The organism is Streptomyces sp. NBC_01497 (genome assembly GCF_036250695.1).
GTDB lineage: Bacteria > Actinomycetota > Actinomycetes > Streptomycetales > Streptomycetaceae > Streptomyces.
Genome location: NZ_CP109427.1, coordinates 6972904 through 6999404, shown reverse-complemented (window position 1 = coordinate 6999404; position 26501 = coordinate 6972904). Strand labels below are relative to the sequence as shown.

16 protein-coding genes and 2 pseudogenes are annotated in these 26501 nt (G+C 72.3%); 10 read left to right on the top strand and 8 right to left on the bottom strand.

Going from position 1 to position 26501, the window contains the following annotated elements; all coding sequences use genetic code 11:
• Positions 1-322: 322 nt before the first annotated feature.
• A pseudogene (locus OG310_RS29600) lies at positions 323-550 on the top strand (IS1380 family transposase); the annotation flags it as partial.
• On the opposite strand, the gene OG310_RS29595 reads toward OG310_RS29600, so the two are convergent.
• A complete protein-coding gene (locus tag OG310_RS29595; protein WP_443078761.1) occupies positions 550-1536 on the bottom strand; it encodes a helix-turn-helix transcriptional regulator in 987 nt (328 codons plus the stop codon). The pseudogene OG310_RS29600 and the gene OG310_RS29595 overlap by 1 nt on opposite strands.
• 58 nt (positions 1537-1594) lie before the next feature.
• Between OG310_RS29595 and OG310_RS29590 the strand changes: the two genes are divergently transcribed.
• From OG310_RS29590 to OG310_RS29580, 3 genes are all read left to right on the top strand, one after another.
• The gene (locus OG310_RS29590; RefSeq protein ID WP_329458892.1) at positions 1595-2128 is read left to right on the top strand and encodes an SGNH/GDSL hydrolase family protein; all 534 of its coding nucleotides are present in this window, start codon (positions 1595-1597) and stop codon (positions 2126-2128) included.
• 467 nt (positions 2129-2595) lie between these two features.
• On the top strand, positions 2596-3003 hold the full coding sequence (locus OG310_RS29585; protein ID WP_329460459.1) for a YciI family protein: 408 nt from the start codon (positions 2596-2598) through the stop codon (positions 3001-3003).
• Positions 3004-3011: 8 nt separating this feature from the next.
• Positions 3012-4187, top strand: coding sequence for an RNA polymerase sigma factor (locus OG310_RS29580; protein ID WP_329460458.1), 1176 nt, complete (start codon positions 3012-3014; stop codon positions 4185-4187).
• 277 nt (positions 4188-4464) lie between these two features.
• On the opposite strand, the gene OG310_RS29575 is transcribed toward OG310_RS29580, so the two are convergent.
• On the bottom strand, positions 4465-8436 hold the full coding sequence (locus tag OG310_RS29575) for a DUF5703 domain-containing protein (protein WP_329458891.1): 3972 nt from the start codon (positions 8434-8436) through the stop codon (positions 4465-4467).
• A gap of 350 nt (positions 8437-8786) precedes the next feature.
• Here OG310_RS29575 and OG310_RS29570 point away from each other — a divergent pair, with 350 nt between their 5' ends.
• The 3 genes and pseudogenes from OG310_RS29570 (at position 8787) to OG310_RS29560 (ending at position 12187) form a co-directional block, all read left to right on the top strand.
• Entirely contained in the window at positions 8787-9332 is a 546-nt protein-coding gene (locus tag OG310_RS29570) for a MarR family winged helix-turn-helix transcriptional regulator (RefSeq protein ID WP_329458890.1), read from the top strand.
• A gap of 439 nt (positions 9333-9771) precedes the next feature.
• Positions 9772-10395, top strand: a pseudogene (locus OG310_RS29565) (type 1 glutamine amidotransferase domain-containing protein); the annotation flags it as partial.
• A 367-nt stretch (positions 10396-10762) separates the two neighbouring features.
• Positions 10763-12187: a condensation domain-containing protein gene (locus OG310_RS29560; protein WP_329458889.1), complete on the top strand. Its 1425-nt coding sequence runs from the start codon at positions 10763-10765 to the stop codon at positions 12185-12187.
• A 114-nt stretch (positions 12188-12301) separates the two neighbouring features.
• Here OG310_RS29560 and OG310_RS29555 read toward each other — a convergent pair whose 3' ends face one another.
• From OG310_RS29555 to OG310_RS29530, 6 genes are all read right to left on the bottom strand, one after another.
• A complete protein-coding gene (locus OG310_RS29555; protein WP_329458888.1) occupies positions 12302-13348 on the bottom strand; it encodes an aldose epimerase family protein in 1047 nt (348 codons plus the stop codon).
• A gap of 145 nt (positions 13349-13493) precedes the next feature.
• Complete coding sequence (locus OG310_RS29550) at positions 13494-14516, bottom strand: LacI family DNA-binding transcriptional regulator (protein WP_329458887.1); 1023 nt, start codon at positions 14514-14516, stop codon at positions 13494-13496.
• A 126-nt stretch (positions 14517-14642) separates the two neighbouring features.
• On the bottom strand, positions 14643-15656 hold the full coding sequence (locus OG310_RS29545; RefSeq protein ID WP_329458886.1) for an ABC transporter permease: 1014 nt from the start codon (positions 15654-15656) through the stop codon (positions 14643-14645).
• Positions 15653-16573, bottom strand: a complete 921-nt coding sequence (locus OG310_RS29540) for an ABC transporter permease (RefSeq protein ID WP_329460457.1) — start codon at positions 16571-16573, stop codon at positions 15653-15655. The genes OG310_RS29545 and OG310_RS29540 overlap by 4 nt, the downstream gene beginning before the upstream one ends.
• Before the next feature lie 47 nt (positions 16574-16620).
• The gene (locus tag OG310_RS29535) at positions 16621-18387 is read right to left on the bottom strand and encodes a sugar ABC transporter ATP-binding protein (protein WP_329458885.1); all 1767 of its coding nucleotides are present in this window, start codon (positions 18385-18387) and stop codon (positions 16621-16623) included.
• A 149-nt stretch (positions 18388-18536) separates the two neighbouring features.
• On the bottom strand, positions 18537-19652 hold the full coding sequence (locus OG310_RS29530) for an ABC transporter substrate-binding protein (RefSeq protein ID WP_329458884.1): 1116 nt from the start codon (positions 19650-19652) through the stop codon (positions 18537-18539).
• Between the two features lie 964 nt (positions 19653-20616).
• Between OG310_RS29530 and OG310_RS29525 the strand changes: the two genes are divergently transcribed.
• The 3 genes from OG310_RS29525 (at position 20617) to OG310_RS29515 (ending at position 26484) form a co-directional block, all read left to right on the top strand.
• The gene (locus OG310_RS29525; RefSeq protein ID WP_329458883.1) at positions 20617-22872 is read left to right on the top strand and encodes a glutaminase family protein; all 2256 of its coding nucleotides are present in this window, start codon (positions 20617-20619) and stop codon (positions 22870-22872) included.
• Between the two features lie 359 nt (positions 22873-23231).
• Positions 23232-25715, top strand: coding sequence for a beta-L-arabinofuranosidase domain-containing protein (locus OG310_RS29520; protein ID WP_329458882.1), 2484 nt, complete (start codon positions 23232-23234; stop codon positions 25713-25715).
• Between the two features lie 325 nt (positions 25716-26040).
• The gene (locus OG310_RS29515) at positions 26041-26484 is read left to right on the top strand and encodes a Rieske (2Fe-2S) protein (protein WP_329458881.1); all 444 of its coding nucleotides are present in this window, start codon (positions 26041-26043) and stop codon (positions 26482-26484) included.
• Positions 26485-26501: the final 17 nt, after the last annotated feature.

The following is a 26501-nucleotide window of genomic DNA, read 5'->3' as shown; positions in this document are numbered from 1 at the left end:
AGGTGCCGTTGCGAGGCAGTGCACCGCATGGTAAGGCGCGAGCGACACGACGGGGCTCGAACTGCCGAGCAGGGTGCAGTCACCTCAGAAACCCACGGCGGCCATCGTCGGCTCAAACCATCGTGAATCAGCGCGATGAAGGGCCGCCCCCGGCGAACATCCATCTGCAGGTCTGCGCCGGACGCCCCTGGACGCACTAGCCTCGCGCTTTCACGAGGCGGGGTGTTCGAGGCTTGATCAAATACGCGGAGAGTGTCCCTGCCCCGCAACGACTGGAGTTGTCCAGGGTCCTGTTGGCTGCACGCAAGGAAGCACTCTCCAGGTGAAGAAGCGTATCGGGTCGTACCCGCGTGTCCGCATCGAGGGCGGTGGCCGGGCGGTGGTCTCGCAGGCCGGGGGCGTGCCGCTGGTCGAGACCGTCCGCAAGGCCGACTTGGACACGGCGATATCAGCGGCGCTGACGGCGCGGCGAAAAGCTCGGGCGGTGCACGATCCGGGCAAGATCCTGCCGGACGTGGCCCCGGCGGTCACATGGGGCGGGGACTGCCTCTAGGAGTACTTCTGGAGGATCTGTGCAGCGATTTCCCGGATGCGCTCGCGGGCTTCTGCGGGGCCGGTGACGGTGACGCTGTTGCCGAACTGCAGTAGCAGGCGAACGTCCTCCACGTCCCGAGCGGTGACCGTGATGCGTACTCGTTGCGTTCCTGCGGTGTCCCGAATGGTCAAGCGGCGGCCGAGGATACGCCTCGCTCGACTGAGTTGGTTCGAGTCAAGTTCGGCGTGGATATGGAAGGCTTCCGCGTTGTCCCAGTGTGCCGTCAGTTCGCTTGCGACGCTTTTCAGGGTCACATCCGGACGCATTCGACGAGCTGCCCGAATCGGCTCCCAGTCGACGATCCGTTCCAGCGCGTGCAGTCGAGGACGGCCCGCGGAGTCGGCCACGAGATACCACCTCCCGGCTTTGGCCAGCAGCCCATACGGGTCGACGACCCGCCAGGTGGCCTCGATGTCCTCGGATCGGCGATAGCAGATACGCAACCGCACACCGCGCCGCAGGTCACCCACCAGCGCTGCCGGAGGCAGTCCCTCGGTGTCCCCGGAGAACCACGGTCTGTTGTCGGTGGTCACGACCGCACTCAAGGGCAGCACATCGGTGTCCGACAGGCGCAGGGTCGATCGCATCTTCTTGTGCGCGCGCTGGGTGTCGGCCGCAGCTCCCAGCTGCTCGCGCTGCATGTCGTCGAGTCCGTAGAGCGCGAGATGGTCCCGTTCGCTGGGGGTGAGCCGTGACCTGTCGAGCAACCCACCGGAGAGAAGGGTCACCCCGCCCCAACGGCCTCGTCGGATCAGCAGCGGGAAGCCCGCTTCTTGCAGCCACTGCAGATCTCGCAGGACGGTACGGACCGACACACCGACTTCCGCCGCCAGATCGGCGGTCGTCATGGTCTGCCGAGACTGCAGCGCCAGCAGCAGTGAGAAGAATCGATCCGACGTCACGGGATCAAGAATCTCAGGAAACATGACGGAACCCGTCATGTATGACAGGCAAGCTGCAGTCGTCCAGTGAGACCGACCGGCCCAAGGATGTTCAAAGATGACGGTCCTTCTTGTAGGTGACAGCAATCTCGCTCGCCTGTACTACGAACTCCCCGACCTGGTGCCGCAAGCGTTCGGCGCCGACGTCGAGTGCCGAGCCGCAGGAGGCGCATGGTCCGGATCCCTTCGCCACCAGATCGGCGACCGGACAGCGCGGGACTACGAGGCGGTCGTGGTGTCGATCGGAAGCAGCGACAGCCACCCGCCCTACGGCAGTTCCCCGGCAGCCTTCCGCGAGAACCTGTCCCGGGAACTGGAAAGCGGAGGACGGTGGATCGCCCTTCTACCGCGTGACCTGCTCCGCGCTTTCGCCCCCTGCACAGCCGACGAGGTCAACCCTCGGATCCGGGGCTTCAGCGGGATTCTGGCCGAGTTGGTCAAGGCATCCGGCGGCATCGCACTGGATGTAGGGGTGATAACCGGAACACTCGCGCCGGCGGCGTACGACGACGATGGCATCCATCTGACGCGCGGGGCCTACGAGAAGCTGGTGCCCGAGATCGCTGACGCGATCAAGGCGGTCGCACCATGAAGCAGCTCCTCGCAGCACTGGAACGCGGGATCACCCACCGGGGAGACGGGGCACCCCGCCCCAGCGGCCTCGTGATCAAGAATCTCTTCGCGCCTCAGTGCCCGCCTCTCGGGCTCGATGGAATCGTCGACCGGGTGATCGTCGGGCGTCTGATCACCCTCGTGGGTTCAGGGGCGGCGGAACGGACCCCGCCCGAGGTGAGCGCGCTACCGGTCTCGGACCTGCCGCCCACGCGCCTTGCCCTGGCATGGCCTCAGGGGGCGTCCCGTCCGGCCGTCTCCGCATTCGTCCGCTCGGCCCGTGCGGTCCACACGCGGCGGGCAGCGCCCGGGCGACCGGGGCAGCCCGGGCCCCGGACCGCTTCCGGGTAAAAGAATATCGGCCGCCAATGTCGAGAATCCGTGACCGGCTCCGTCCCCGCTGCGAAGGTGACCACAATGGGTCGCACCAGCACCGAGGAGAACGTCATGGCCAAGTACTTGCTGCTCAAGCACTACCGCGGGGCCCCGGCCGCGGTCAACGACGTGCCGATGGACCAGTGGAAGCCCGATGAGGTCACCGCGCACATGACGTACATGAACGACTTCGCGGCCCGGCTGGAAGCGACCGGCGAGTTCGTCGACGGTCAGGCGCTCGCTCCCGAGGGGACGTTCGTCCGCTACGACGGCGAGGGGCGGCCGCCGGTCACCGACGGACCGTTCGCCGAGACCAAGGACCTCATCGCCGGCTGGATGGTGATCGACGTCGACACCTACGAGCGCGCCGTCGAACTGGCCGGGGAGCTGTCCGCCGCCCCCGGGGCGGGCGGGGAGCCGATCCACGAGTGGCTCGAACTGCGTCCGTTCCTGTCCGCGCCGCCCACCATCACGGAGTGAGATCCGCGGTGGACGAGGTCCTGCTGCGGAGCCTCGTGCCGAGCGTGCTCGGGATCCTCGTCCGCCGCGGAGCCGACTTCGCGGCGGCCGAGGACGCCGTGCAGGAGGCACTGGTGGAGGCGGTCCGGGTGTGGCGGGCCGCCCCCTCCCCGACCCCCTCGGGCGGGGGAGATCCCCTGCGGGACCCGAAGGGCTGGCTCGTCACGGTGGCCTGGCGCCGGTTCCTCGACGCGACCCGGTCGGAGACGGCCCGCCGTCGGCGTGAGGACCTCGTCGGAGAGGAGCCGTCGCCCGGGCCCGCGTCCGCGGTTGACGACACCCTGCAGCTCTACTTCCTGTGCGCCCATCCGTCGCTGACGGCGGCGTCCGCCGTCGCGCTCACCCTGCGCGCCGTCGGCGGCCTGACCACCCGGCAGATCGCCCAGGCCTATCTGGTCCCCGAGGCGACCATGGCGCAGCGGATCAGCCGCGCCAAGCGCACCGTCTCCGGTGTGCGCTTCGAGAAGCCAGGTGACGTGGCGACGGTGCTGCGCGTCCTCTACCTGGTCTTCAACGAGGGCTACTCCGGCGACGTCGACCTCGCCGCTGAGGCCATCCGGCTCACCCGGCAGCTCGCGGTGGCGATCGACCACCCCGAGGTGGCGGGGCTGCTCGCCCTCATGCTGCTCCACCATGCCCGGCGCGCCGGGCGGAGAACGCCCGACGGTGCGCTGGTGCCGCTGGCCGAACAGGACCGCGCCCTGTGGGACACCGCCTTGATCGCCGAAGGCGTCGAGATCCTGCAGGCGGCACTCGTCCGCGACCGGCTCGGCGAGTTCCAGGCCCAGGCCGCCGTCGCGGCGCTCCACGCCGACGCGCCCACGGCGCAGGAGACGGACTGGGTGCAGATCGTCGAGTGGTACGACGAGCTCGCGCGCCTGACGGACAGTCCGGTCGTCCGGCTCAACCGCGCGGTCGCCGTCGGCGAGGCCGACGGGCCGCGCGCCGGGCTGGTGGCGCTCGCCGCGCTGGACGACTCCCTGCCCCGTCACACCGCGGTGGCGGCGTACCTCCACGAGCGCGAGGGTGACCTGACGACGGCGGCACGGCTGTACGCCGAGGCCGCCATGAAGGCACCGAACCTCGCCGAGCGTGAGCACCTGACGCGCCGGGCCGCCCGGCTCAACGGCCTCCGGAGCCGCTGACACGGGCCGCCCGGATCCCGCTCGGATCCCGCCCGGATCCCGCCCGGATCCACCGCGGAACCAGCGCGGAACGCGGTACGGCGCCCGGCCTGGCTGCCGTACCTGGGTGCGAAGTCCGTGAGCACCGTACGGCGGGACCCGTACGCGACGGCGCCCGCCGACCCCCTGGAGGGGGGCGACGGGCGCCGTCGACCGGGGGTGGCCGAAGGCGTCAGCCCGTACCGCCGGCCGGGACCGCGGGCCGGTGGCGCCGGCCACGACGGTGACCCGGGGGGCGTCAGCCGATGGTCACGGTCACCGGTTCTGACCGGGCCGGGGTGGCGGTGGCGTCCTGAGCGCTCGCGGTCAGCGTGTGCGATCCGCCGGCGGGCGCCGAAGACGCGGTGCACGTCCAGGTCCCGTCGTCCGAGACCGGGGAGGCGCACAGGTCGGTGCCGTCCGCCTGTACGGTCACCCGGGCGCCGGGTTCGGCCGCGCCCCGCACTTCGAGGGCGCCCGTGACGGTCGCCCCTTCGGCCGGGGAGGTGATCCGCACGGGCGGCGGGAAGTCGGCCGCGTCGGGCACGCCCGCGCCGCTGAGCCGCACCGCCACGCTGTGGACCGTCACCTGACCGCCGCCGTTGCGGATACGGAAGTCGGCGCCGGAGTGCTGACCGCCGCCGAAGTAGGCGTCGGGGGCGTTCACGGTCGCTGTCTTCCAGGTGTCCGTGCCGGTCAGCTGTACGGAGCCGGTCGCCTTGTAGGGGTCCTTGCTCCCGTCGTCGTAGTGGACGGCGAAGGAGCCGGTGCCCTGGTCGTAGTAGGAGATGGTGAACGCCGCCGTGTAGAACCCGGCGTGCGCCACGGAGTCGTCGATGTCGAAGTAGATGTTGCTCTGGGTGCTGCTGCGCGCGGACACCCCGTCCACGGTGGCCGCCGTGGTCGGCCCGTCGAAGCCGCTGGACGCCTTCTCGTCCTGGCTCATGCCGTACGCGTGGTTCTCGGTGCCCAGTACGGCGCCGACGACGTCGGTGCCCGGGGGCCGGTCGGAGGCGGTGAAGCCGGTGGCCACCGAGGCGGGGCCGGTGACACCTGTCGGGTCGGTGACGGTGACGGTGAGGCTCTGCCGCCCCGCTGTGAACCCGCCGTCCGGGGCACAGCTCCAGGCGCCCGAGGCGTCGGCGGTCGCCGTGCACAGGGGGGACGTCCCGTTCAGGACCGCCACGGCGCCGTCCGGGATCGCGGTCCCCGAGACCGGCGAGGAGAGCGGGACGGTGGCACCGGACTTCGGCGACGTGATCGCCGGGGCCGGTGGGAACTCCTGCCGGTCGGGCACCCGGGCACCGGTGACGGCGAGGGCGGCGCTGTGCACGCTGAAGGGCGCCGTGCCCTGCAGTGACAGGTCGGCGCCGCCCTCGCCCAGGCCGCCGAAGTACGCGCCGGTAAGGGGCAGGTCGGCGCTGCGCCAGGTGTCGGTGCCGCCCAGATGGATGGTCCCGGCCACGCGGTCCGTCTTGCCCGGGCCCGCGTCGTAGCGGAGCGTGAGGCTGCCCGTGCCCGCGTCGTAGTAGGAGACGGAGACCGTGCCGCTGTACGAACCGGTGGCGGCCACGGCGTTGTCGACGTCGAAGGCCATGGATGCCGGACCGGTGCCGGTGCCCGCCGTGCGGGCGGTCCGGCCCGCCACGGTGCCCGCCGGCGCGGGATCGGACGGGTCGTCGATCCGCGTCAGGCCGAAGGAGGCGTCGGACGCCCCGAGGACGGTACCGACCGTCGAGGTGCCCCGGGAGGTGTCGGGGTCCAGCCCGATCTGCACCGGGCCGAGGTGGCGGGCCGTGTCGGGGGCGGTGCCGCCGACGGCCGCGTACGGCGCCTTCGTCGTCGGCGCTGCCGCCTGCTCCACCAGGTAGGACGAGCCCGCCCGCACCGGGACGCTCAGCAGGGCCGAGCCGGTGGGGCGCACGACGGTGCGGCCGCTGTCGCCGTCCACGACCGTGACCTGGTGGCCGGGCCAGGGGTTCTTGACCTTGAGGGTGCCGGTGGTGCCGGCCTCGATCGCCGCCGTGGTGAGCTGCCCGTCGTGGACCTGCACGTCCACCGTGTCCTTGTGCTGGATGTGGACGCTGCCGGCGCCGTTCCAGTCGCTCGGCCAGGCGGGCGCGAAGCGGATGATGCCGTCGTAGTCCTGTGCCAGCGCCTCGTCCACGGCGGTGGCGACGCCGGCCTCCTGCTCGATGTAGGGCTGGTAGCCGACGGTGTTTCCGAGGTCGGCGAAGCCGTTGGGGTAGACCTGGTGGCCCTCGGTGATCGAGACGAGGTCCGCGCGGACCTCGTCGGGGCGCTGGAGGCGGGCGGCGTCGATCGCGTCCATGGACCAGTCGTTGCCGCCCTTGTTGGGCCGGTGGTCGTAGGAGCGCTGTTCGAGGGCGAAGAGGCCCGTGTCCTGGTCGCTTACGGTGTTCCAGGGCCACAGCGGTTCGAGCTCGATGTTCTCGCCGTTCTGGCGCTGGGCGGCCGGCTCGTACGAGATCCCGACCATGTCGGTGCCCGTGGCGTCGGCCGCGTCCGTCTCGGCCTGCGTGTAGTGCGGGTTGAGCAGTTGCGTGCGGGTGGCGTCGTCGGTACGCGGGTACGGGGGGATCTGCGTCTCGGCCTTCTTGACCTGCCGTACGAGGCCGGCGTCACCGGTGAGGTCGGTGCCGAGGGCCTTCGCCGCCGCCACGACCACCGGGAAGACGGCTTTGTCCACCGCGATGTCGGTGGTCGGGTCCTGTACGGCCCACTGCGTCTCGTGCGCGTTGGCGTTGGCGTGCAGCAGGCCGTCCGCGCCGACCTTCTGGTAGGCGAGCTGGAAGCGGACGGTCGACTTGATGAACGGCCAGTACGTGCGGAGCATGGCGCGATCACCGGTGGCCTCGTACTGCTCCCACATGTAGAGGGCGACCTCGGGCCCGCTGGAGATGTCCAGCGCGTTCCAGTTGGGCGAACTGGCCTCACTGCAGTTGCCGGTCGCCACGTCGAGCCCGTTGCCGTTGAAGCGCATCGTCTCGGGCACGCAGGAACCGGGCCTGCCGCCCATGGCGAGCTTGGTCCACGCCTCGATCCCGGGCACGTCCTCGGCGTACATGTCGAAGATCGGGGTGTTCAGGTCGTAGTTGCCCGAGCTCATGTTCGCGGCGATCTGGGTGCGCAGGTTCCAGAGCCAGTACGCGGAGGGCGTCCACGTCTGGGTGTCCTTGTCCCAGGCGAACATGTCCGCCTCGCCGGCCTGGCTGCCGGGGTAGATGCCCTTCTTCATCGACGCCGCCTCCTCGTAGAGGTACAGCGTGCGCAGGTTCTCGATGTACGCGGCGCTGCCGTCGGCGGAGTCCATGGTGACGAGCCCCGAGGTCTTCCAGAACCCCTTCCACCAGGCGTTCTGGCGGGACATCAGTTTCGTGGCCGCGGTGGACGCGTCGTTCCCGATGACCTTCCGGGCCTTCTTGGCGGCGTCGCCGCCGGTCCAGGCCGGCGAGGCCACGACGACACGGAAGGTGCCGTCGGCGTGCGGCGTGAAGGAGGCCTTCACCTGTGTGGGGCTCGCGACGCCGACCCGGACGTCCCGGCCGCCGGCGGTGAGCGCGGCGAGGGAGCCGAAGGTCCTGCCGCTGCCGATGGCCGGGTCGCTGTCCTTCCAGGTCTCCGCGAGGGTGGCGGTGGTGCCCTGGACGGCGGCTGCGGGGCTGCGCCCGTTCCACAGGCTGACCGTGGCCGTCTGCGGGATGCGCGGGTCGGCTCCGGAGACGTCGACGACGAGTTCGTCCTTGTCGGTGGCGACCCATGCCTTCAGGGACATCCCGCCGCCCGACTCGCGCAGTACGCCGTCGGTCAGGTCGAGGCGGCCGCTGAAGTCGGGCGCGTGGGTGATCACCGACAGGCCCGGGATGGCCAGTTGGCCCGGCGACTTGCGGTCGGGCATGGTGTCGGACCGGTTGAGCTGGGCCGTGAAGCCGTTCTCCGCCCAGGCGGCGACTCCGAGGGAACCGTTGCCGAGCGGCATGGAGGCGCTGCCGGTCAGGCCGGGCGCCCCGAGCACGATGTCCGAGCGGCTGACGACGGCCTCGGGGTCGAGGTGGAAGGCGCCGCCTCGCCACGCGGTCGTCGCACTCGCGGCGGACGCCGTGCCGGGGGCCGCGAGGACCAGGCCGGCGAGAACGGCGAGCAGGGCCGGCCAGAGCGGGAGGACTCTGCCGAGTCCTGGCCGCCGCCGGTGCGGAGGTCTTGTCTGCACGATGCCCTCCAGGGCGTCGAGGGGCCGCCCACCGTGACACCCACAGTGGTCCGACGAATGTTCTGCGATGCGCGCTCTTCACCGGGCCCACGCGACAGCGATCGGCGCGGGCATCAAATAACATCGGATGATTGCCTGTTGTAATCCATGCGTAGCACTCGCGTAAAGACCTGCGACGGACCGAAGTGGCGCCGGACGTCCCGGCGCCCGTGGCGGCCGGTCCGCCACCGCGGGCACGACGGGAGCGGCGGACGCACCTGCTGCGCCGCCCGGCCCGCGGACCGCCGCGAGCCCCTGACAGGCGGCGATACGATGGCGGCCTGCCCACCCGGAGTCGAAAGGCGGATGTCGTGTCCTCGACGGCTGACCCGACCGGGGCCGCGCCCGCCCCCCGGCCCGATCCGCGACGCGTCGCCGCGGCGTGGGCCGCCGAGCTCGACGGGCTGGACGTCTCCCCGTTCCTGATCGGTTCCGCCGTACGGCGTCTGGCGCAGCATTTCGAACGGGCCTTCACCACGCTCACCCGGACGTACGGGCTCGGGCCCGGCGAGATGCGCATCCTGCTGGTCCTCGGCCGGTCGGCTCCCAGGTACGCGGCGAGCCCGACGGAGCTGTTCCGCCAACTGCTCATCACCTCGGGCGCGGTGAGCAAGCAGATCGACCGGCTCGTCGAGATCGGCCTGGTGACCAGGGTCGCGGACCCGGACGTCCTGCGGGGTCTGCTCGTACGCCTCGAACCGGCGGGGAAGGAGATCGCCGACGCCGCGATGCGCGAGATCTGCTCATCGCGCTACAGCGGACTCGACCAGCTCGGCGAGGAGCAGATCCACATCTGCCTCGACCTGCTCACCCGGCTGCAGGAGCTCGTCGAGGAGTCCACCGCCGGTGGGTCCTGACGTCCGGCGCCGCTGCGGGGCCTGTGCGGCTGCCCCGACGGCCACCGGGCGCGTCGGGGCAGCCGCTCGCCGCGCCACGGGGCATCCGCCCTGGCGGGCCGCGGGGGAAGTTTTCCGCGGGGCCCGGTGCTTTTCCAAGACGGGCATTCCCCTGACCTCACGACTTCCATGGAAGCTCGTTTCTGTGGAAGGCATGCTGGTGAAGGCAGGGGAGTCCACGCGGCAACCAGGAACCGGGCCGCATCAGCGCCACCGGTGCCGCCGCACCACGCCCGCACGCGTGAGCCGTGCGCATCCGGCCCCTTCCGGGGCCTCGTGAACAACAGGAGGACGTCATGCCATGCCATCGGTACTCATCGTGCTGACCTCGGCGAAGTACTGGAGCCAGAAGGACGGGACGCAACGGCCCACCGGATTCTGAGCGGAGGAGTTCGCGGTTCCCCACGGCATCCTCAGCCGGGCGGGAGCCGAGCTCACGCTCGCGACGCCGGGCGGCCTGCCGGCCGTCGCCGACGAGCTCGGGCTGTCCCTGTCCGCCAACGGGGGCGACGCCGAGAAGGTGGCCGGGCTGCGCGCCTACCTGGAGGAGACGAAGGACGTGCTCGCCTCCCCCGCGCGACTGGAGGACATCGACCCGGACGACTACGACGCCGTCCTCGTTCCCGGCGGCCACGGGCCCATGCAGGACCTCGCCGTCAACCCCGACGTGGGCCGCGTCCTCGCGGCCATGCTGCACGACCCGAGCAAGGTCGTCGCCTCCCTCTGCCACGGACCCGCGAGCTTCATGGCCGCCGGCAACCCCGATGGCAGCTGGCTGTTCAAGGGACGCAGGCTCACCGCCTTCACCGACGACGAGGAGCAGCAGGTCGGCCTCGCGGCGAACGCGCCCTGGCTGCTGGAGGAGCGGCTCCGGGGCGCGGGGGCGCAGTTCGAGGCCGGACCCGCGTGGGCTCCGTACGTGGTCGTCGACGGCAACCTCGTCACCGGGCAGAACCCCGCCTCGGGCGAGGCCGCCGCGAACGCGCTGCTGAAGGAACTGGCCGAGCGCGCTCCGTCACGGTAGGACGTACGGCCTCAGGGAGTCGAGGGGGCCCGCACTCCGGGCGGGCCCCGCCTCCGCCCCCGCTGCCGCGACCTCCGTGACTCGTTACGGCGACGAGGTCACCCCGTCCGGCGCGACGCGCGGGGCGACGGGTGCGCCGCGGCGCGCGGCCGTGGCCGGACCCGGGCACTGCGCCACGCGGCGCGCCCGGGGGCGTGCACCGGCGCTCGGCGCGAAAGCGCAACGGAGACACGGACGTTCACCGCCCGCCCGGCGCCGCAGGGGCGCGCGGGCATCCGCGAACCGTCGGAGGGTGCCGCCGAACACTCTTGCCCCGCCGGGGGTCACGTGCCCGTCCCCGCGGGGCGTCGTTGTGCCGTGCGTGAAAATGACCGAACTCAACCAGTACCTCGTACGTCCCGGGCAGGTGCGGGAGTGGACGCTCCACCCGCCTGCCCTCTCAGCCGCGCGAGCGGCGGTGCGGGACGCCGTAGCGCCCTCGTACAACCAGGAGTCGCACGTCCGCACCATGGCGCGCCTCCAGGAGCGGGGGGTGCGCACCCCCGACTGGGGCGGTGTCGCCTTCGAGATGCCGGGCGAACTCCGACTGGACGCGTTCGGCAGTGCGCTGGTGGCCTGGATCGGCCGGCATGAGACCCTGCGCAGCGGATTTCGCAGCGTGGGCGAGGAGTTGCACCGCTTCACGCTGCCGCAGGAAGTCGTCGGCGTGGACAGCGCCGTGCTGGGCGACTTCCGCGACGCCGGCGTCCTCAACCGGTTCCTGCGCGACCGGCTCGACGCGGCGACCGACACGCTCCAGTGGCCGAGTTACGTGGTGGAGACGGTGCAACGGGCCGACTCCGTCACGGTCGTGCTGGCCTTCGACCACACGCAGACGGACGGCTACACGCTGTTCGCGATGGTCCACGAGATCCACGAGTTCTACCGCGCGGCCCTGGAGCGGCGCGCCCCCTCGCTGCCCGACACCGGAAGCCACGTCAACTACAGCCACGAGCAGCGCCGGGAGGCGGCCCTCGTCGGCCGCGACCACCCGGCGGTGCTGCGTTGGGAGCGCTTCATCGCGGACAGCGGCGGCAGGCCGCCGGGCTTCCCCCTGCCCCTGGGCACCTCCGGGGAGGAACTGCTGCCCCAGAGGTCCGTGTTCGAGTGGTTGCTCGACCCCGACGAGACGGACGCCTTCGCGGCTGCCTGCCGGGCCGAGCGCGCCGCCCTGCCCGCGGGCGTGCTCGCGGCGAACGCCCTGGCCGCACGGCGGCTGGGCGCGCCCGACCCCTACCGTACGGTCATGCCGTTCCACACCCGCTCGCGCTCCGAGTGGTCGTCCTCGGTCGGCTGGTACGTGGAGGGCGGCCCGGTGGAGATCGACCTTCCGCCCGCGGCCGACTTCCGCTCCGCCGTGCGCCTCGCGCAGCGTTCGGCCCGCGAGGCCAGGCAGGTGGCGCGGGTGCCGTTCTTCCGGGTGTGCGAACTGCTCGGGATGGACTTCAAGAAGACGACTCCCGACCCCTTCTCGCTGCTGTCGTACATGGACGTGCGGGATTCCCCCGGGGCCCGGGACTGGGCGGACTGGAACGCGCGGGCCCTCCTGCGTCTCTCCGACAGCGGCAAGGCGTGCCTGTGGGTCGTGTGCACGCTGGAGGGCCTCTACCTCTTCGGCCGCTACCCCGATACGGAGCTCGCCGCCGCCAACGTCACCAGGTTCGTGCGGTGTGTACGGGAGATCCTGCGCGAAGTGGCCCTGCGGGAGAGCTCCGCGGGCGCGGCGATGCGACGGGTCGCGTCGCTCGCCTGACGCCCCCGTGGTGCGTCCCGCGACCGCGGGCCTGCCCCGCACGGGCGGGTGCCGGAGCCCGCGGCGCCGCCCGGCGCCGGCCGCGAGGCCGTTGGACGGGGGCCGCCCCCGGGATCAGCGAGCCGCGTCGGGCCCGCCGGCGAGATGGGGGAAGCGGTACTCGGTGCGGCTGTGGAACACGCTGCCCGGCTGCAGGACGGTGGAGGGGTACGCGGGCCGGTTCGGGGAGTCCGGGAAGGACTGGGTCTCCAGGCAGATGCCGCCGTGCCGCCCGTACGGTTTGGCGGATCCCCCGGGCAGCGATCCGTCCAGGGTGTTGCCGGTGTAGAGCTGCATCCCCGGTTCGGTCGTCCACACCTCCATGCGCCGGCCGCCGCCCGGGGCCGTGAGGCGCGCGGCTCTGCGCGGCGCACCGTCGGGGCGGGCCGGAGACAGGACGTAGCAGTGGTCGTATCCGCCCGCCGCCGCCACCTGGGGGTGGGGGTCGTCGATGTCCGTGCCGATGGGGCGCGGTCGCCCGAAGTCGAAGGGCGTCCCCGCGGTCGCGGCCGTCGGCCCGTACGGGATCCCCTCGGGTGTCACCGGCAGGTACGCGGCGGCGTCCAGGGCGAGGGTGTGCCCGAGGACGTCCCCCTCGCCCGCGCCGAGGAGGTTGAAGTAGCTGTGGTGGGTCAGGTTCAGCACGGTGGGCCGGTCGCACCGGGCGGTGTAGTCGAGGGCCAGGGTCCCGTGTTCGTCCAGCGAGTAGACCAGCGTGACGTCGAGGGCGCCGGGAAAGCCCATGTCCCCGTCCGGGCTGTGGAGCGTCAGTTCCAGCGCGTCCGTCCCGGCGGCGGCGCGCGGACGGGCCCGCCACACCCGGCGGTGGAACCCCTCCGGTCCGCCGTGCAGCGCGTGGCCCCGGTCGTTGACGGGGACACGGTGTGCCGTGCCGTCCAGGGTGAAGCGGCCGTGTGCGATGCGGTTCGCGTACCGCCCGACCGTCGCTCCGAAGTACGGGTGCGGCTGTGCGTACGCGGCGGCGGTGGGCAGCCCGAGCACCACGTCGGCGCTCTCACCGCCGGTGTCCGGCACCCGCAGGGAGCGCAGGACGGCTCCGTAGCCGAGGATCTCGGCGCGGACACCCGTGGGCGACCGAAGCGTCCACAACTCTGGGGGCATGGGTCATCCTCACAGGGGGCGGGGGCGGAAGGGACGAGCGTGCGGAGCGCGGCCCGGATCCGGGCGCGTACCGGGCGGCGGTGGGCGAAAGGACACGGACGGCGGGCCGGGGCCACGGTACGCGGCGGGATTCCGGCGGTGGGGGTCAGCCCCGCCGCAGCCGCGTCGACTCCCGCACCATGAGCCGGTACGGGGGGTGGACCCGCCGCGGCGCGGGCGGTTCGCCGGGCGGCGCCGCGATCCTGGCGACCAGGCACTCCACGGCGAGTTCGGCGATGGCCGCCTTGTCGGGGGCGATCGTCGTGAGGGAGACGGCACCGTAGCGGCCCTCCTCGATGTCGTCGAACCCCACCACCGCGACGTCCTCGGGTACGCGCAGGCCGCGTTCGTACAGCGTGCGCATGGCGCCGACGGCCACCATGTCGTTGTAGGCGAAGACCGCGTCGGGCCGTTCGCCGCGGTCGAGCACGGCGGCCATCGCGGCCGCCCCGTCGTGCCGCCCGTACCCGTCGGTGGCGACGACCAGCGACTCCGGCGGGTCGATCCCGTACGAGGCCATCTCCGCCCGCCAGCCGCGCAGCCGCAGGTGGGCGGGCTGCCGGGCGCTCTCGTGCCGGGCCCCGAGGAAGGCGACCCGCCGGCGGCCCAGGTCGAGGAGGTGCCGTACGGCGGTGCGCGCGGCGGCGACGTTGTCGATCGCGATGTGGTCGTAGGGCGCGTCGTACTCGCGCTCCCCCAGCAGGACCATCGGGGGGCCGTCGGGGCGGCCGGCCAGGTCCTCGTTCTCCAGCTCGATCGGGCTGAGGATCAGGCCGTCGATGACGTGGGACCTGAACCCCTGGGACACCAGCACCTCCTGCTCCCGGCGGCCGGCGGTGTGGTCCAGCAGCACGGTGTGCTCGTGGCGCACCGCCGCGTCGATGACCGCGCCCGCGACCTCGGCGAAGTACGGGTTGCCGAGTTCGGGGACGGCGAGGGCGATGATGCCCGTACGCCCCTTGCGCAGGTGCCGCGCGCTCAGGTTGGGCCGGTAGCCCAGGTCGTCGATGGCCTGCTGCACCCGTGCCCTCGTGCCCGGTGTGACGTGGGGGAAGTCGTTGACCACGTTCGAGACGGTCTTGACCGACACGCCCGCTCGCTGCGCGACATCCTTGAGGCTGACGCCCACGGCGCTCCTTGTCCTGTGCCGGGCCGTCGGACCCGGGCGTTGTGCTGCTCCGTACCGCTCCCGGCACGCTCCGGCGGCGCTCCCCGACGACCGGTCCGGCCGGCCGCGGGGGAAGGCCGGAGAGGGTCAGGGGAGTTTCTGCGTCCTGCTGAGCAGCGTCTGCGACAGCACGACGAGCGCCAGAAAGCCCCCGTTGACGGCATAGGTGAAGGCGGAGCCGTACTGGGAGAAGTAGTGGTCGATCAGGTTGTGGATCACGGCGAGGAGCAGGACACCACTGACCGTGCCGGCGATCGAGCCGCTCCCCCCGGTCAGGAGCGTACCGCCGATCACCACGGAGGCGATCGCGGTCAGTTCGTAGCCGACCCCGATGGTGGTCACGCCCGAGCCGAGCCGGGCACTGCCCAGGGCCCCCGCCGTCGCGGCGAGCGTGCCGGACAGCAGGTAGACGAGGACTTTGCTGCGCACGACGGGCAGCCCCATCAGGGCGGCTGCGCTCTCGTTGCCGCCCAGGGCCGTGAGGTTCGCGCCGAAGCGGGTTCTCGTGAGCAGGAGCGCGCCGAGACAGAACAGCGCCGCGACGATGAGGACCGGTACCCAGGTGCCGTCGCCGAGATGGCGGAAGGCGGAGCCCGGGGGCACCAGGTAGGTCGTCGACCCCTCGTGGGTGAGCGCCTGGAGCAGGCCCCGCGCCCCGAGGAGGCCGGCGAGGGTGACGATGAACGGCGCCATCTTGGCGCGCGCCACCAGCAGTCCCTGCACGGCGCCCCAGGCGGCGCCGACCGCGAGCGGCAGCAGGATGGCGAGCCACGTGCCGCTGCGCGCGCCCTCCGCGCCGAGCACCCCGCCCAGCGCGTACAGGGAGCCGACCGACAGGTCGATGCCGCCCGTCATGATGACGAAGGTCATCCCGAGGGCGAGCAGCCAGACGAACGCGTTGCCGCCGAGGATGCTGCTGATGTTGGCCCAGGTGGGAAATCCGGACGAGGTGGCCGAGGCCACGATCACCACCAGCACCAGGACGGCGAGGGCCCCGTGCTGCTGGATCCGGCCGGCCAGCCGCTCGCGCAGCGGCGCCCGGGAGTCCTGACCCGCGCCGGGGGGTACCGGGGCGAGCGCCGGGCTGAGGGTGGTGCTCATCGGGTACCACGCTCCTGGGAGGCGTAGACGGCGAAGCAGATGATGACGGCCTCGACGATCTGGGTGTACGAGGCAGGCACGTTGTGCTGCGTCAGGACCGCGCTGATGAGCTGCATGAACAGCGCGCCCGCGACGGTGCCGAGCACCCGGACCCGGCCGCCGCTCAGCGGTGTCCCGCCCACCACGACGGCCGTGATGGCGTCGAGTTCCATGTTGAGGCCCTGGTTCGCGGGGTCGGCTTCCGCGCCGTGACCGACGATCAGGACCCCGGCCAGCGCGGCGAGGACGCCGGAGATCACGTACACGGTGATCAGCACCCGGCGGACCGGGAGCCCGGACAGGCCCGCGGCCTGCCGGTTGTCGCCGATGGCGACGAGCCGCCTGCCGAACGTGGTGCGGCGTACGAGCAGGGCGGTGAGCACCGCGGCCGCCAGCGCGATCCACGCCATGAGCGGGACCCCGGCGACGCTGCGGGTGCCGAGGCCCAGGACACCGCTCTGGCTGACGGACTTCGCGGAGTTGCCGTTGACGATCTCCGCGAGGCCGCGGACACCGATCATCAGGGAGAGCGTGGCGACGATGGGCTGCACCCGGGTGAGGGCGACCATCGCACCGCCCGCCGCACCCGACGCTGCCCCGAGGAGAAGGGCCACGAGCAGCGCCATGGGCAGCCCGTAGCCGACGTAGAGCGGGACGATGGACGCGGCGAGCGCGATGACCGCGCCGACGGACAGGTCGATGCCCTCGGTGCCGATCACCAGGGCCATGCCGAGGGCCACCAGGAGCGTGGGAGCGACCTGGAACAGCTGGACCCGGACGTTGTCGGGGGACATGAAGTGCGGGTCGAGGCCCACCGCGACGGCGGCGAGCACGACGAGCGCCGCGTAGACGCCGTACTCCTGCAGGAGCACGAACATCCGGTCCCGGTCGCGGGCGGGGGCCGCGGGCCCCACGGTGGTCGCGCTCACCGGTTTGCCTCCTCGATGGTGCCAGGGTCGCAGGGGCCGGGTCCGCCGGCGGCGGGACGGCCCGGGTCCCCGCGCTCCGCGGCCGATGCGGCCGGGGCGGGATCGGGGACGGGGGTGGGCCCGGGGTCGGGGTCGGGGACGGGGTCGGGATCAGCGTCCGGGACGGGATCGGGGCCGGCGTCAGGGGTGGGGCCGGAGCCAGGGACGGGCGCGTCCGGGGACGGCGCGTCGGCGAGCGCGCGCATCAGGTGTTCCTCGTCGACCTCCTCGCCCTCCAGGTGCCCGACCACACGGCCGTCCTTCAGGACGACGACCCGGTCGGACCCCTCGATGAGTTCCTCCAGGTCCGAGGAGATGAGCAGCACGCCGAGCCCGTCGCCCGCCAGTTCGTCGATGAGCGCCTGCACCTCGCCCTTCGCTCCGACGTCGATGCCCCGCGTCGGTTCGTCGAGGAGCAGCACCTTGGGGCCGAGGCAGAGCCAGCGCGCCAGCAGCACCTTCTGCTGGTTGCCGCCGGAGAGATCGCTGACCTTCTGGTCGGGGCCCGACGCCTTGATGCGCAGCCGGTCCATGAAGAACCGGACGACCTCGTCCTGTCTGCCGCGCGAGACCACGCCCGCCCGGGAGAGGCGGGGCAGCGCGGCCAGGGTGATGTTCTCGCGCACGGAGAGGTTCGGGATCACCCCCTCCGCCTTGCGGTCCTCCGGCAGCAGCACCACGCCCGCCCGGATCGCCGCGGCGGGGTTGCGCCGCCGCATGACCTGCCCGTCGACCTCCACGGAACCCGCGTCCGTGGGCAGCGCGCCGACAACGGCCTTCACCGTCTCGCTGCGGCCCGCCCCGAGCAGGCCGCCGAGGCCGACGACCTCGCCGGGCCGCACGTCGAGGGAGACGTCGTGCACCCGGTGGCGGACGGCGAGTCCGGTGGCGCGCAGCACGGGCCGCGAACCGGCGCGCTCGTGCCGGTCACTGTCGAAGGCGGTGGCGCCCTCGCTGCGCACGGTCGACATCTCGCGGCCGAGCATCAGCGAGACGAGCCGCAGCCGTTGCAGATCCGCCATCGCGCCGGTGTGCACCAGGGCCCCGTCGCGCAGCACGGTGACGCGGTCGCAGATGGCGTACAGCTCGTCGAGGCGGTGGCTGACGTACACCACCGCGATCCCCCGCGCGCGCAGGTCACGGATGACGGAGAAGAGGGTCTCGACCTCCCTGGGTTCGAGGGAGGAGGTGGGTTCGTCCATGACGACGACGCGCGCGTCGATCCCCACCGCACGGGCGAGCGCGACCATCTGCTGGGCCCCCAGGCCCAGGGTGCGCAGCGGGCGCGTCACGTCGACGTCGACGCCGTAGCGGCCCAGCGCCTCGGCCGCGTCACGGTTCATCCTGCGCACGTCGATCAGCCCGAGGCGGCGCGGTTCCCGGCCGAGGAAGAGATTGCGGGCGACCGACATGAGCGGTACGAGATTGACCTCCTGGTAGATCGTCGAGATCCCGGCGGCCTGCGCCTCCAGGGGATTGCGGAACTCCCGGGGCCGCCCCTCGAAACGCACCTGGCCCGCGTCGGGCCGGTAGACCCCGGTCATCACCTTGATGAGGGTGGACTTGCCCGCGCCGTTCTCCCCGATGAGCGCGTGCACCTCGCCGGGCCGCAGACTGAAGTCGACCCCCCGCAGGGCGTGGACGCCGGCGAAGCTCTTGCCGACACCGACGACGTCGAGTACCGGGGCCGTGCCGGGCGGGGCCTGCTTGTCGCCTTGGTCCATGGTCTCCGTTCTCCTCCTCGCACGGACTGCCGCCGGCACCCCGCCCCCGGTGATGTCCCCTTGCGGTGCCGCGGTCGCTCAGGGGCCCTGGTGGGCGGTGGTGACGCGACGCGCCCGGTGGCGGGTGCCACCGGGCGGCGGGTCCTTCGTCAGTACACGAGGCCCTGGTCCAGGGCCTGCTTGGCGTTCTTGGCGGTGAAATGGCCGTCCTGGATGATCACCTTGGCCTGCACGCCCTTGGTGCCGTAGAAGTCCTGCAGCGCCTGGAAGGCGAGCGGCCCGAAGCGGGGGTTGGTCTCGATGTCGGCCACCACCTGCCCGCCGGAGACGTCCTGCACGACCTGCTTGATGCCGTCGATCGACACGACCTTGACGTCCTTGCCGGGTGTCTTGCCGGCCGAACGGACCGCCTGGAGGGCGCCGAGCGCCATCTCGTCGTTCTCCGCGTAGACGGCGTTGATGCCGGGGTGGGCCTGGAGGAGCTGCTCCATGACCTTCTGGCCGTCCGTCTGGTCGAAGTTGGCGGTCTGCGAGGCCACGACCTTCACGTCCGGGTACGTGGACCTGATCCGGTCCTGGAACCCCTTGGTGCGGTCGGTGGTGACGTTGTTGCCCGGTGTCCCGGACAGGATGGCGACCTGCGCCTTCTTGCCGGTGGCCGTGGCGAGGTCGTCGGCCGCGATCCCTGCCTGGCCGTAGAAGTCCGAGCCGACGAAGGACATGAAGTCGGTGCAGGCCGTGCCGCCCGCCGTGCGGTCGATGGTCAGGACGGGGATCTTCTTCGCCTTGGCCTGAGCGAGGGCGGGGCCGAGCCCGTCGGAGTTCTCCGGCGCCACGACGAGGACCTTGGCGCCCTGCGCGATCATGTCCTCGATCTGCGAGTTCTGCGCGTTGACGTCGGCGTTGGCGTTCCGCTGGATGAGCTTGACGTGCAGCTTCTTGGCCTCGGCCGTGATGCTCGCCGTCTCGGTCGCCCGGAAGGGGTTGCTCGTCGACTCCGACTGCGAGAAGCCGACGACCGTCTTCCCGTCGGTGATGTCGAGCTTCGGGACACCCCCCGCGTACGTGGCGGAGGTGCAGGCGGGCCCGGCGGCGGCGGAGGACGCGATCTTCTGCTCGGCCGCCGAGTTGGTGGCACCGCTCTGGGGGTTCTGGGACGAAGCGGAGTCCGAGGAGCCCGAGTTGGTGCAGGCGGTGGCCACCAGGCACAGGCCGGCGGTCACCACCACGGCCGCTGCGGACCTGGCCCGGAGATAGGCGTTCATGCGCGGATCACATCCTCGTCGATACGGGTCGGTGCGGATCAGTTCGGGTCGGCCGAGGCCGGTACACAGGGTGCGGATCTGCCCGAACCGTCGCTGTCCGGTACGTGTGGGTACCGATCGGTGCGGTGCGGACAGGTCCGCGTTCGTACGGGCCGACGCGGCCGTACACGGAGCTGGACGGCTGGAACGCACCCCGCGCGGCGTCGAGCGCGGCATACGTCACCCCGGCCGGCACCTCCCGTGGAGGCGGGTGCCGTCGGATCTTTCCAACGATGTAAGGAGGAGATTGCGCGACGTCCGACGGGGAGTCAAGGCCCTTGCGGGAACCGATTCCTTTACGGTCGGAAACGGCGGCCAGGCCCGGCGGCGCGGCGCCAGGACCCCTACGGTTTCGGACGGCGGCCGCCCGGCGCCGCGTCGGCCTCCGCTGGGGCGCGGGCACCGGATCGCCGGCCGCAGCGCGCCGAGCAGTCCCCAACACGCCCTCCCTGAGCTGCTATTACGCCCCGCCGACCCTGAGGTGGAGCGCGGCGGGTGCCCCGGAGTCAGCGCCGCGGGCCGGCCGGCCACGATCCGTACGCCGACGGCCCGAGGCCGTGTCGCACCTCTGGACACCGGTCGAGGCGGCGTGCTGTCATGCTGGCTGCCCCGCTTTCCAACGTTGTACGGACTGCCACCGCAGAGCGGACGACGACTCGACGAGCGGGCCCGGAACCCGTCCACGCGACACCGCCCGGTCCCTCTCGCCCAGCGGCCCGTCCACCGCACCGCTCAGTGCCGCACCGCACCGCCCGCACGGCGCACCTCCCTCACACCGCACCTGCCCCGACGGCGTGCCTCCCCCCGCACCCACCTCCCGCACGGCGCACCTCCCCCCGCACCGCACTCCCCCCGTAGCGGCCCGGCCGCCGGGACACGGGACACCCGGCAGCACGGCCCCCAGCAGCAGTGGAGGAAACACCAGATGCCTCTTGGCCACGACCCCGCCGACGAGCCGCAGGGCGCCTCGCCCACGCCCGACGCACCGCACGTACCCGCGTCCGGCGGCCGGGACAGACAGGAGGGCCGCGAGGGGCGGATGAGCCGGCGCGGCCTGATGCGCTGGACCGGCGCGGCCGGCCTCGCCGCCGCCGGCGGCACGCTGCTGCCCGGTACCGCCTTCGCCGCGGACCACCCCGCCGCCAAGGTGTCCGACGCCGCGGCCGGGCGGCCGCAGCCGCCGGCCTTCGACCCGGTGCGGCCGCCCGCCGTACCGCTCGCGGTGCGCTCGCCGTACCTGAGCACCTGGAGCGCCGCGGACAACCTGGCCGGCAGCTGGCCCGGCTTCTGGACCGGCCGTACGACGGCCATGGTGGGGATCGCGGTCGTCGACGGCGACCCGTTCCTCTTCCTCGGCACGCCGAACGCCGCGGCCGCCGCGCCCCGCGGCATGGTGCAGACCTCGCTGACGGTGACGGCGACCCGTTCGGTGTACGTGCTGACGGGCGGCGGCGTCGAACTCACCCTGACGTTCCTCTCGCCCGTCGAACCCGGCGATCTGCGGTGGCAGTCGGCGCCGCTGTCGTACGTCACGGCCGACGTCCGCAGCACCGACGGCCGAAGGCACCGGGTCGGCCTGTACTTCGACATCTCCGGGGAGTGGGCGAGCGGCGACGCGGGCACGAAGATCGGCTGGGCGAAGGACCACCTGAGCGGCGGCGCCGGGGTGACCGCCCTGTCGTTCTCGCCCGACGCGCCCGTCCTGGTCTCCGAGAAGAACGACATGGCGACGTGGGGCACGCTCGTGTGGAGTGCGACCGAACGGCCGGGACTGACCTGGCAGATCGGCGCGGACACCGACGTACGCCCGGCGGCACTGAAGAACAGTGCCCTGGCGAACACCATGGACGGGGGGCAGCCCCGGGCGATCAACGACAAGTGGCCGGTGTTCGCCTTCCACTTCGACCTGGGTTCCGTGGGCTCCGGGAGCGAGAGCGCGGTGCTCTCCGTCGGCCATGTCCGCGAACCGGCCGTCGGTTACCTGGGTGAGCGGCTGCCTCCGCTGTGGAAGTCCTACTGGGACTCGTGGCAGGCGATGGTGTCCGCGTTCCACGCCGGACTCTCCGGCGCGCGCAGCCGTACCGCCTCCCTCGACCGGCGCATCCAGCGCGACGCGACGGCGGCGGGCGGCCCCAAGTACGCGGCGATATGCGCCCTCGCCCTGCGGCAGGCCTACGCGGGCACGGAGCTGGTCAGCAGGAACGGCAAGCCGTGGGCGTTCCTCAAGGAGATCTCGTCCGACGGCAACATGTCGACGCTCGACGTCACCTACCCGGCCATACCGGCCTTCCTCGCCACCGATCCCGAGTACCTGGGGCTGCTCATCGCGCCGATGCTCGACTACGCGGAGAACGGGGGCTGGCCCAAGCAGTTCGCCGAGCACGACCTCGGCAGCCACTACCCGAACGCGGACGGGCACAACGACGGCAACGAGGAGGACATGCCGATCGAGGAGTCGGCCAACATCGTCATCATGACGGCCGCCTACCTGGCGCGGACGTCCGCGGCGACGGCGAAGTCCTTCGCGGCGGCCCACTACCCGATCCTCAAGCAGTGGGCCGACTACCTGGTGGCCAACGCGCTCGACCCCGATTTCCAGAACCAGACCGACGACTTCACCGGTTTCATCGGCCACAGTGTCAACCTGGCGCTGAAGGGCATCCTCGCCATCGGCGCGATGGGCCGGATCGCCACCCTCGCCGGGCATCCCACGGACGCCGCCACGTACACCTCCACCGCCAAGAGCTACATCGCGCAGTGGGTGGACAAGGCGACGGACGGCGACGCCGGGCACCTGAAGCTCGCCTACGACCAGCCGGCCACCTGGAGCCTGAAGTACAACGGCTACCCGGACCAGTTGCTCGGGCTGAACCTGATCCCCCGGTCCGTCGCCACCGCGGAGGGCGACTGGTACCTGAGCCGCGCCAACCAGTACGGCATCCCGCTCGACATCCGGCACTCGTACACCAAGGGCGACTGGGAGATGTGGACGGCGGCCTGGCTGCACGACCACCCGGTACGCGACTACCTGATCGACTCGCTCTACGACTTCGTGACGACCTCGCCCTCGCGGGTGCCCCTCACCGACTGGTACGACACCATCAACGACCGGCAGAGCGGCGGTTTCCAGGCCAGGCCCGTCGTCGGCGGTGTGTTCGCCCTGCTGAGTCTGCGCTCCTGACGCCCGCGCCCCCAGCCGGTGTTTTCCCGGCTCTCCCGCGCCGTCCGGCCGGCGCCCCCGAAACCGTGTTCCGGAGCGCGCGTCGCGGAGTCCCGCCTCCGGGACCGCGCTCCGGAACACGCACCACCGGGCCCACCGGGCCCCGATCGCCCGGCGCCCGCCCAGCTCACCCGTCCGCCGGATCCGCGGCGCCGGGCCCGGCTCTCCCCGCCGGGTCCCGCGCGGCGGCCCCGGCCCCTGCCCACCGGACCTCGTTCACCCGCCCGCCGACCGCCACCGCGACACAGGCACCGGACCCACGGTGGCGGCCGGACGGGCCGTGCGCTGCCCCGCCACCGGGGCGAGGAAGGACACATCCCGTGGAACGACGCTCGTTCCTGAGCCACACCGCCACCGTCGCGGGAGGCACCGCGCTGGCCGGCTCGCTGGGCCTGCCCGCTGCCTCCGCGAGCACACCGCATGGCCTCGCACCCAGCGCGCCGGCGGACCCCGCGAAGAGCGGGAACGGCCAGGCCAGGTACCTCACCAACCGAGCGCCGCTGCAACGCGAGGCGTTCCTGCGGCTGCCGCCCGGCAGCATCACCCCCAAGGGCTGGCTGCGCGCCCAACTGGACCTTCAACTCAAGGGATTGAACGGCCGGATGCCGGAGGTGTCCGACTACCTCGGCCTCACCACCAGCGGCTGGGCCGTTCCCGACCAGCCCGGGTGGGAGGAACTCCCCTACTGGCTGCGGGGGTTCGGTGACCTCGGTTACGTCACCGGTGACGCGGCGACCCTCGACCTCACCCGTACCTGGATCGACCGCATCCTCGCGACGCAGCAGCCCGACGGGTTCTTCGGCCCCACCTCCGTGCGCACCGCGCTCAACGGCGGTGTGGACTTCTGGCCGCACATGCCGGTGCTCGACGCCCTGCGCACCTGGCAGGAGTACAGCGGCGACGAACGGGTGGTGCCGGCCCTGACCGGCTGGCTGAAGTTCCTGCACGCGCAGCCGCCCGCCCTGTTCTCGCAGGGCTGGGGCTCCGCGCGCTGCGGCGACACCATCGACACCGCCTACTGGCTCTACAACCGCACGGGCGACGCGTGGCTGCTCGACCTGGTGCACGCCCTGCACGACAACGGCGCGGACTACACCCATACCATCCCGACCTGGCACAACGTCAACCTGGCGCAGGGCTTCCGGGAACCGGCACAGTACGGTGTGCTCGCCGGGGACCCGTCCTTCACCGCCGCCACCCACCGGGTCTACGACACGGTGATGGGGACCTACGGCCAGTTCCCCGGCGGCGGTTTCGCGGGCGACGAGAACGCCCGCAGCGGCTACCACGACCCCCGGCAGGGCTTCGAGACCTGCGGCATCGTCGAGTTCATGCACAGCCACCAGCTGCTCACCCGCATCACCGGCGACTCGGTGTGGGCCGACCGCTGCGAGGAACTCGCCCTGAACATGCTGCCCGCGGCCTTCGACCCGCGGCAGCGGGGCACCCACTACGTGACCGCGGCCAACAGCGTGCAGCTCGACAACGTCCCGAAGTCGCACGGCCAGTTCGACAACTCCTTCGCGATGCAGTCCTACCAGCCCGGCATCCACCAGTACCGCTGCTGCCCGCACAACTACGGCATGGGCTGGCCCTACTACGCGGAGGAGATGTGGCTCGCCGGCACCGACGGCGGTCTCTGCGCCTCCCTCTACGGGGAGTCGAGCGTCACGGCCGAGGTCGGCGACGGCACCACCGTCACCTTCACCGAACACACCGACTACCCCTTCGACGAGACGGTGACCCTGGTCCTGTCGTCGCCGAAGCCGGTGCGCTTCCCGCTCCACCTGCGGGTGCCCGGCTGGTGCGCGGCCCCCTCCCTCAAGGTCAACGGCGCTGCCACGAAGGGCCGCAGGAACGGCGGGTACCTCGTACTCGACCGCGAGTGGCACGCGCGCGACCGGGTCGAACTGCGGCTGCCGATGGACGTCCGCGTGCGCACCTGGGACGGCAACCGCGACGCGGTCTCCGTGGACCGGGGCCCGCTCACCTACTCGCTGCGCATCGAGGAGCAGTGGTCGCGCTACGCCGGCACCGACGACTGGCCCGAGTACGAGGTGCGGGCGGGCTCCCCCTGGAACTACACCCTCGACCTCGACGCGCGGCACCCGGAGCGTTCCTTCGCCTTCAGCAGGACCCACGCGTCCGCGAGCGCCGATCCGTTCACCCCGCAGGGCACACCGGTCGTCCTGCGGGCCAGGGGCCGCCGGGTTCCGGCCTGGACGGCGGACGACGAGAACGTCGTCACCCCGCTCCGGGACAGCCCGGTGCGCACCGCCGAGCGCGCCGAGCAGCTGACCCTCATACCGAGTGGCGCCGCGCGGCTGCGCGTCACCTCCTTCCCCACGGCCGGCAGCGGCAGGGACGCGACGTCCTGGGCGTCCTGCACGGCCTCCTTCAGCGGTGTGGACGAACCCCAGGCGCTCATCCTCAACGAGTCGTCCGTACCCGCGAGTTCGTACGACCAGGACCTGCCGCGCTTCACCTGGTGGGACCACACGGGCAGCGCCGAGTGGGTCGCGTACACCTGGGACGAGGCGCTGGCGGCGGACGGTGTGTCGGTGTACTGGTACGACGACACGGGCCACGGCTCCTGCCGCGTACCCGCCTCCTGGACGGTGGAGTACCGCTCCGCCGCCGGTGACTGGACACCCGTGACGGGCGCGTCCGCCTACGGGCTCGCCCCGGACGCGTTCAACGACGTCCGCTTCGACGCGGTGCGCACCACGGCGCTGCGGATCTCGGTCCGGTTGCGGGACCAGGTCTCCGGGGGCCTGCTGGCGTGGCGGGTGCGGACCGCCTGATCCCCTTCGGACCCGTCCGCCCGCGCACAGCCGCCCGGCGGGGCCACCGGCCCCGCCGGGCGTCCGGCGTCCGCGCGAGGAACCGGCTCCCGGTCCGGTCCAGGGCGGGCGGGTATCCGCACCCGCGCCGACGCGCGGAAATCGGTCTTCGTCCCGACACGCTCGCCCCCTTCACACGGGCCTCACCCGCACCCGCAGTAACTTCTCCCCGGGCACCGGTGAACGCCGGCCGGCGCTCTTCCGTATCTCCGGATGACCCGGTCGCGCGTCCCGCGGCCGTCCCGGGAACGATCGCACCACCACATCGCAACAAGGGGAGCAAGCCATGACGGGTACGCAGAAAGCCGCGCGGATCGTGACGCGCAGGACCGTGGTCGCGGCCGCGGGGGCGGCAGGACTCGGGGCCGCGCTCGTCGCCTGCGGTGGCGGCTCGGACAGCGCGGCCTCGGATCCCGCCAAGGGCTCCTCCGGGGGCGGCGACGACGGAGTGCTCGCGAAGACGTCGGACATCCCGGAGGGCGGCGGCAAGATCTTCGCCGACCAGAAGGTCGTGGTGACGCAGCCGAAGGCCAACGAGTTCAAGGCGTTCTCGGCGGTCTGCACCCACCAGGGCTGCACCGTGGGCTCGGTCAGCGACGGCACCATCCAGTGCCCGTGCCACGGCAGCAAGTACAGCATCGTGGACGGCAGCGTGAAGGGCGGGCCCGCCCCCAAGCCGCTGCCGCCGGAGCAGATCAAGGTCTCCGGCGGGTCGATCTCGCTCGCCTGACGCGAGCGGTCCGGGCG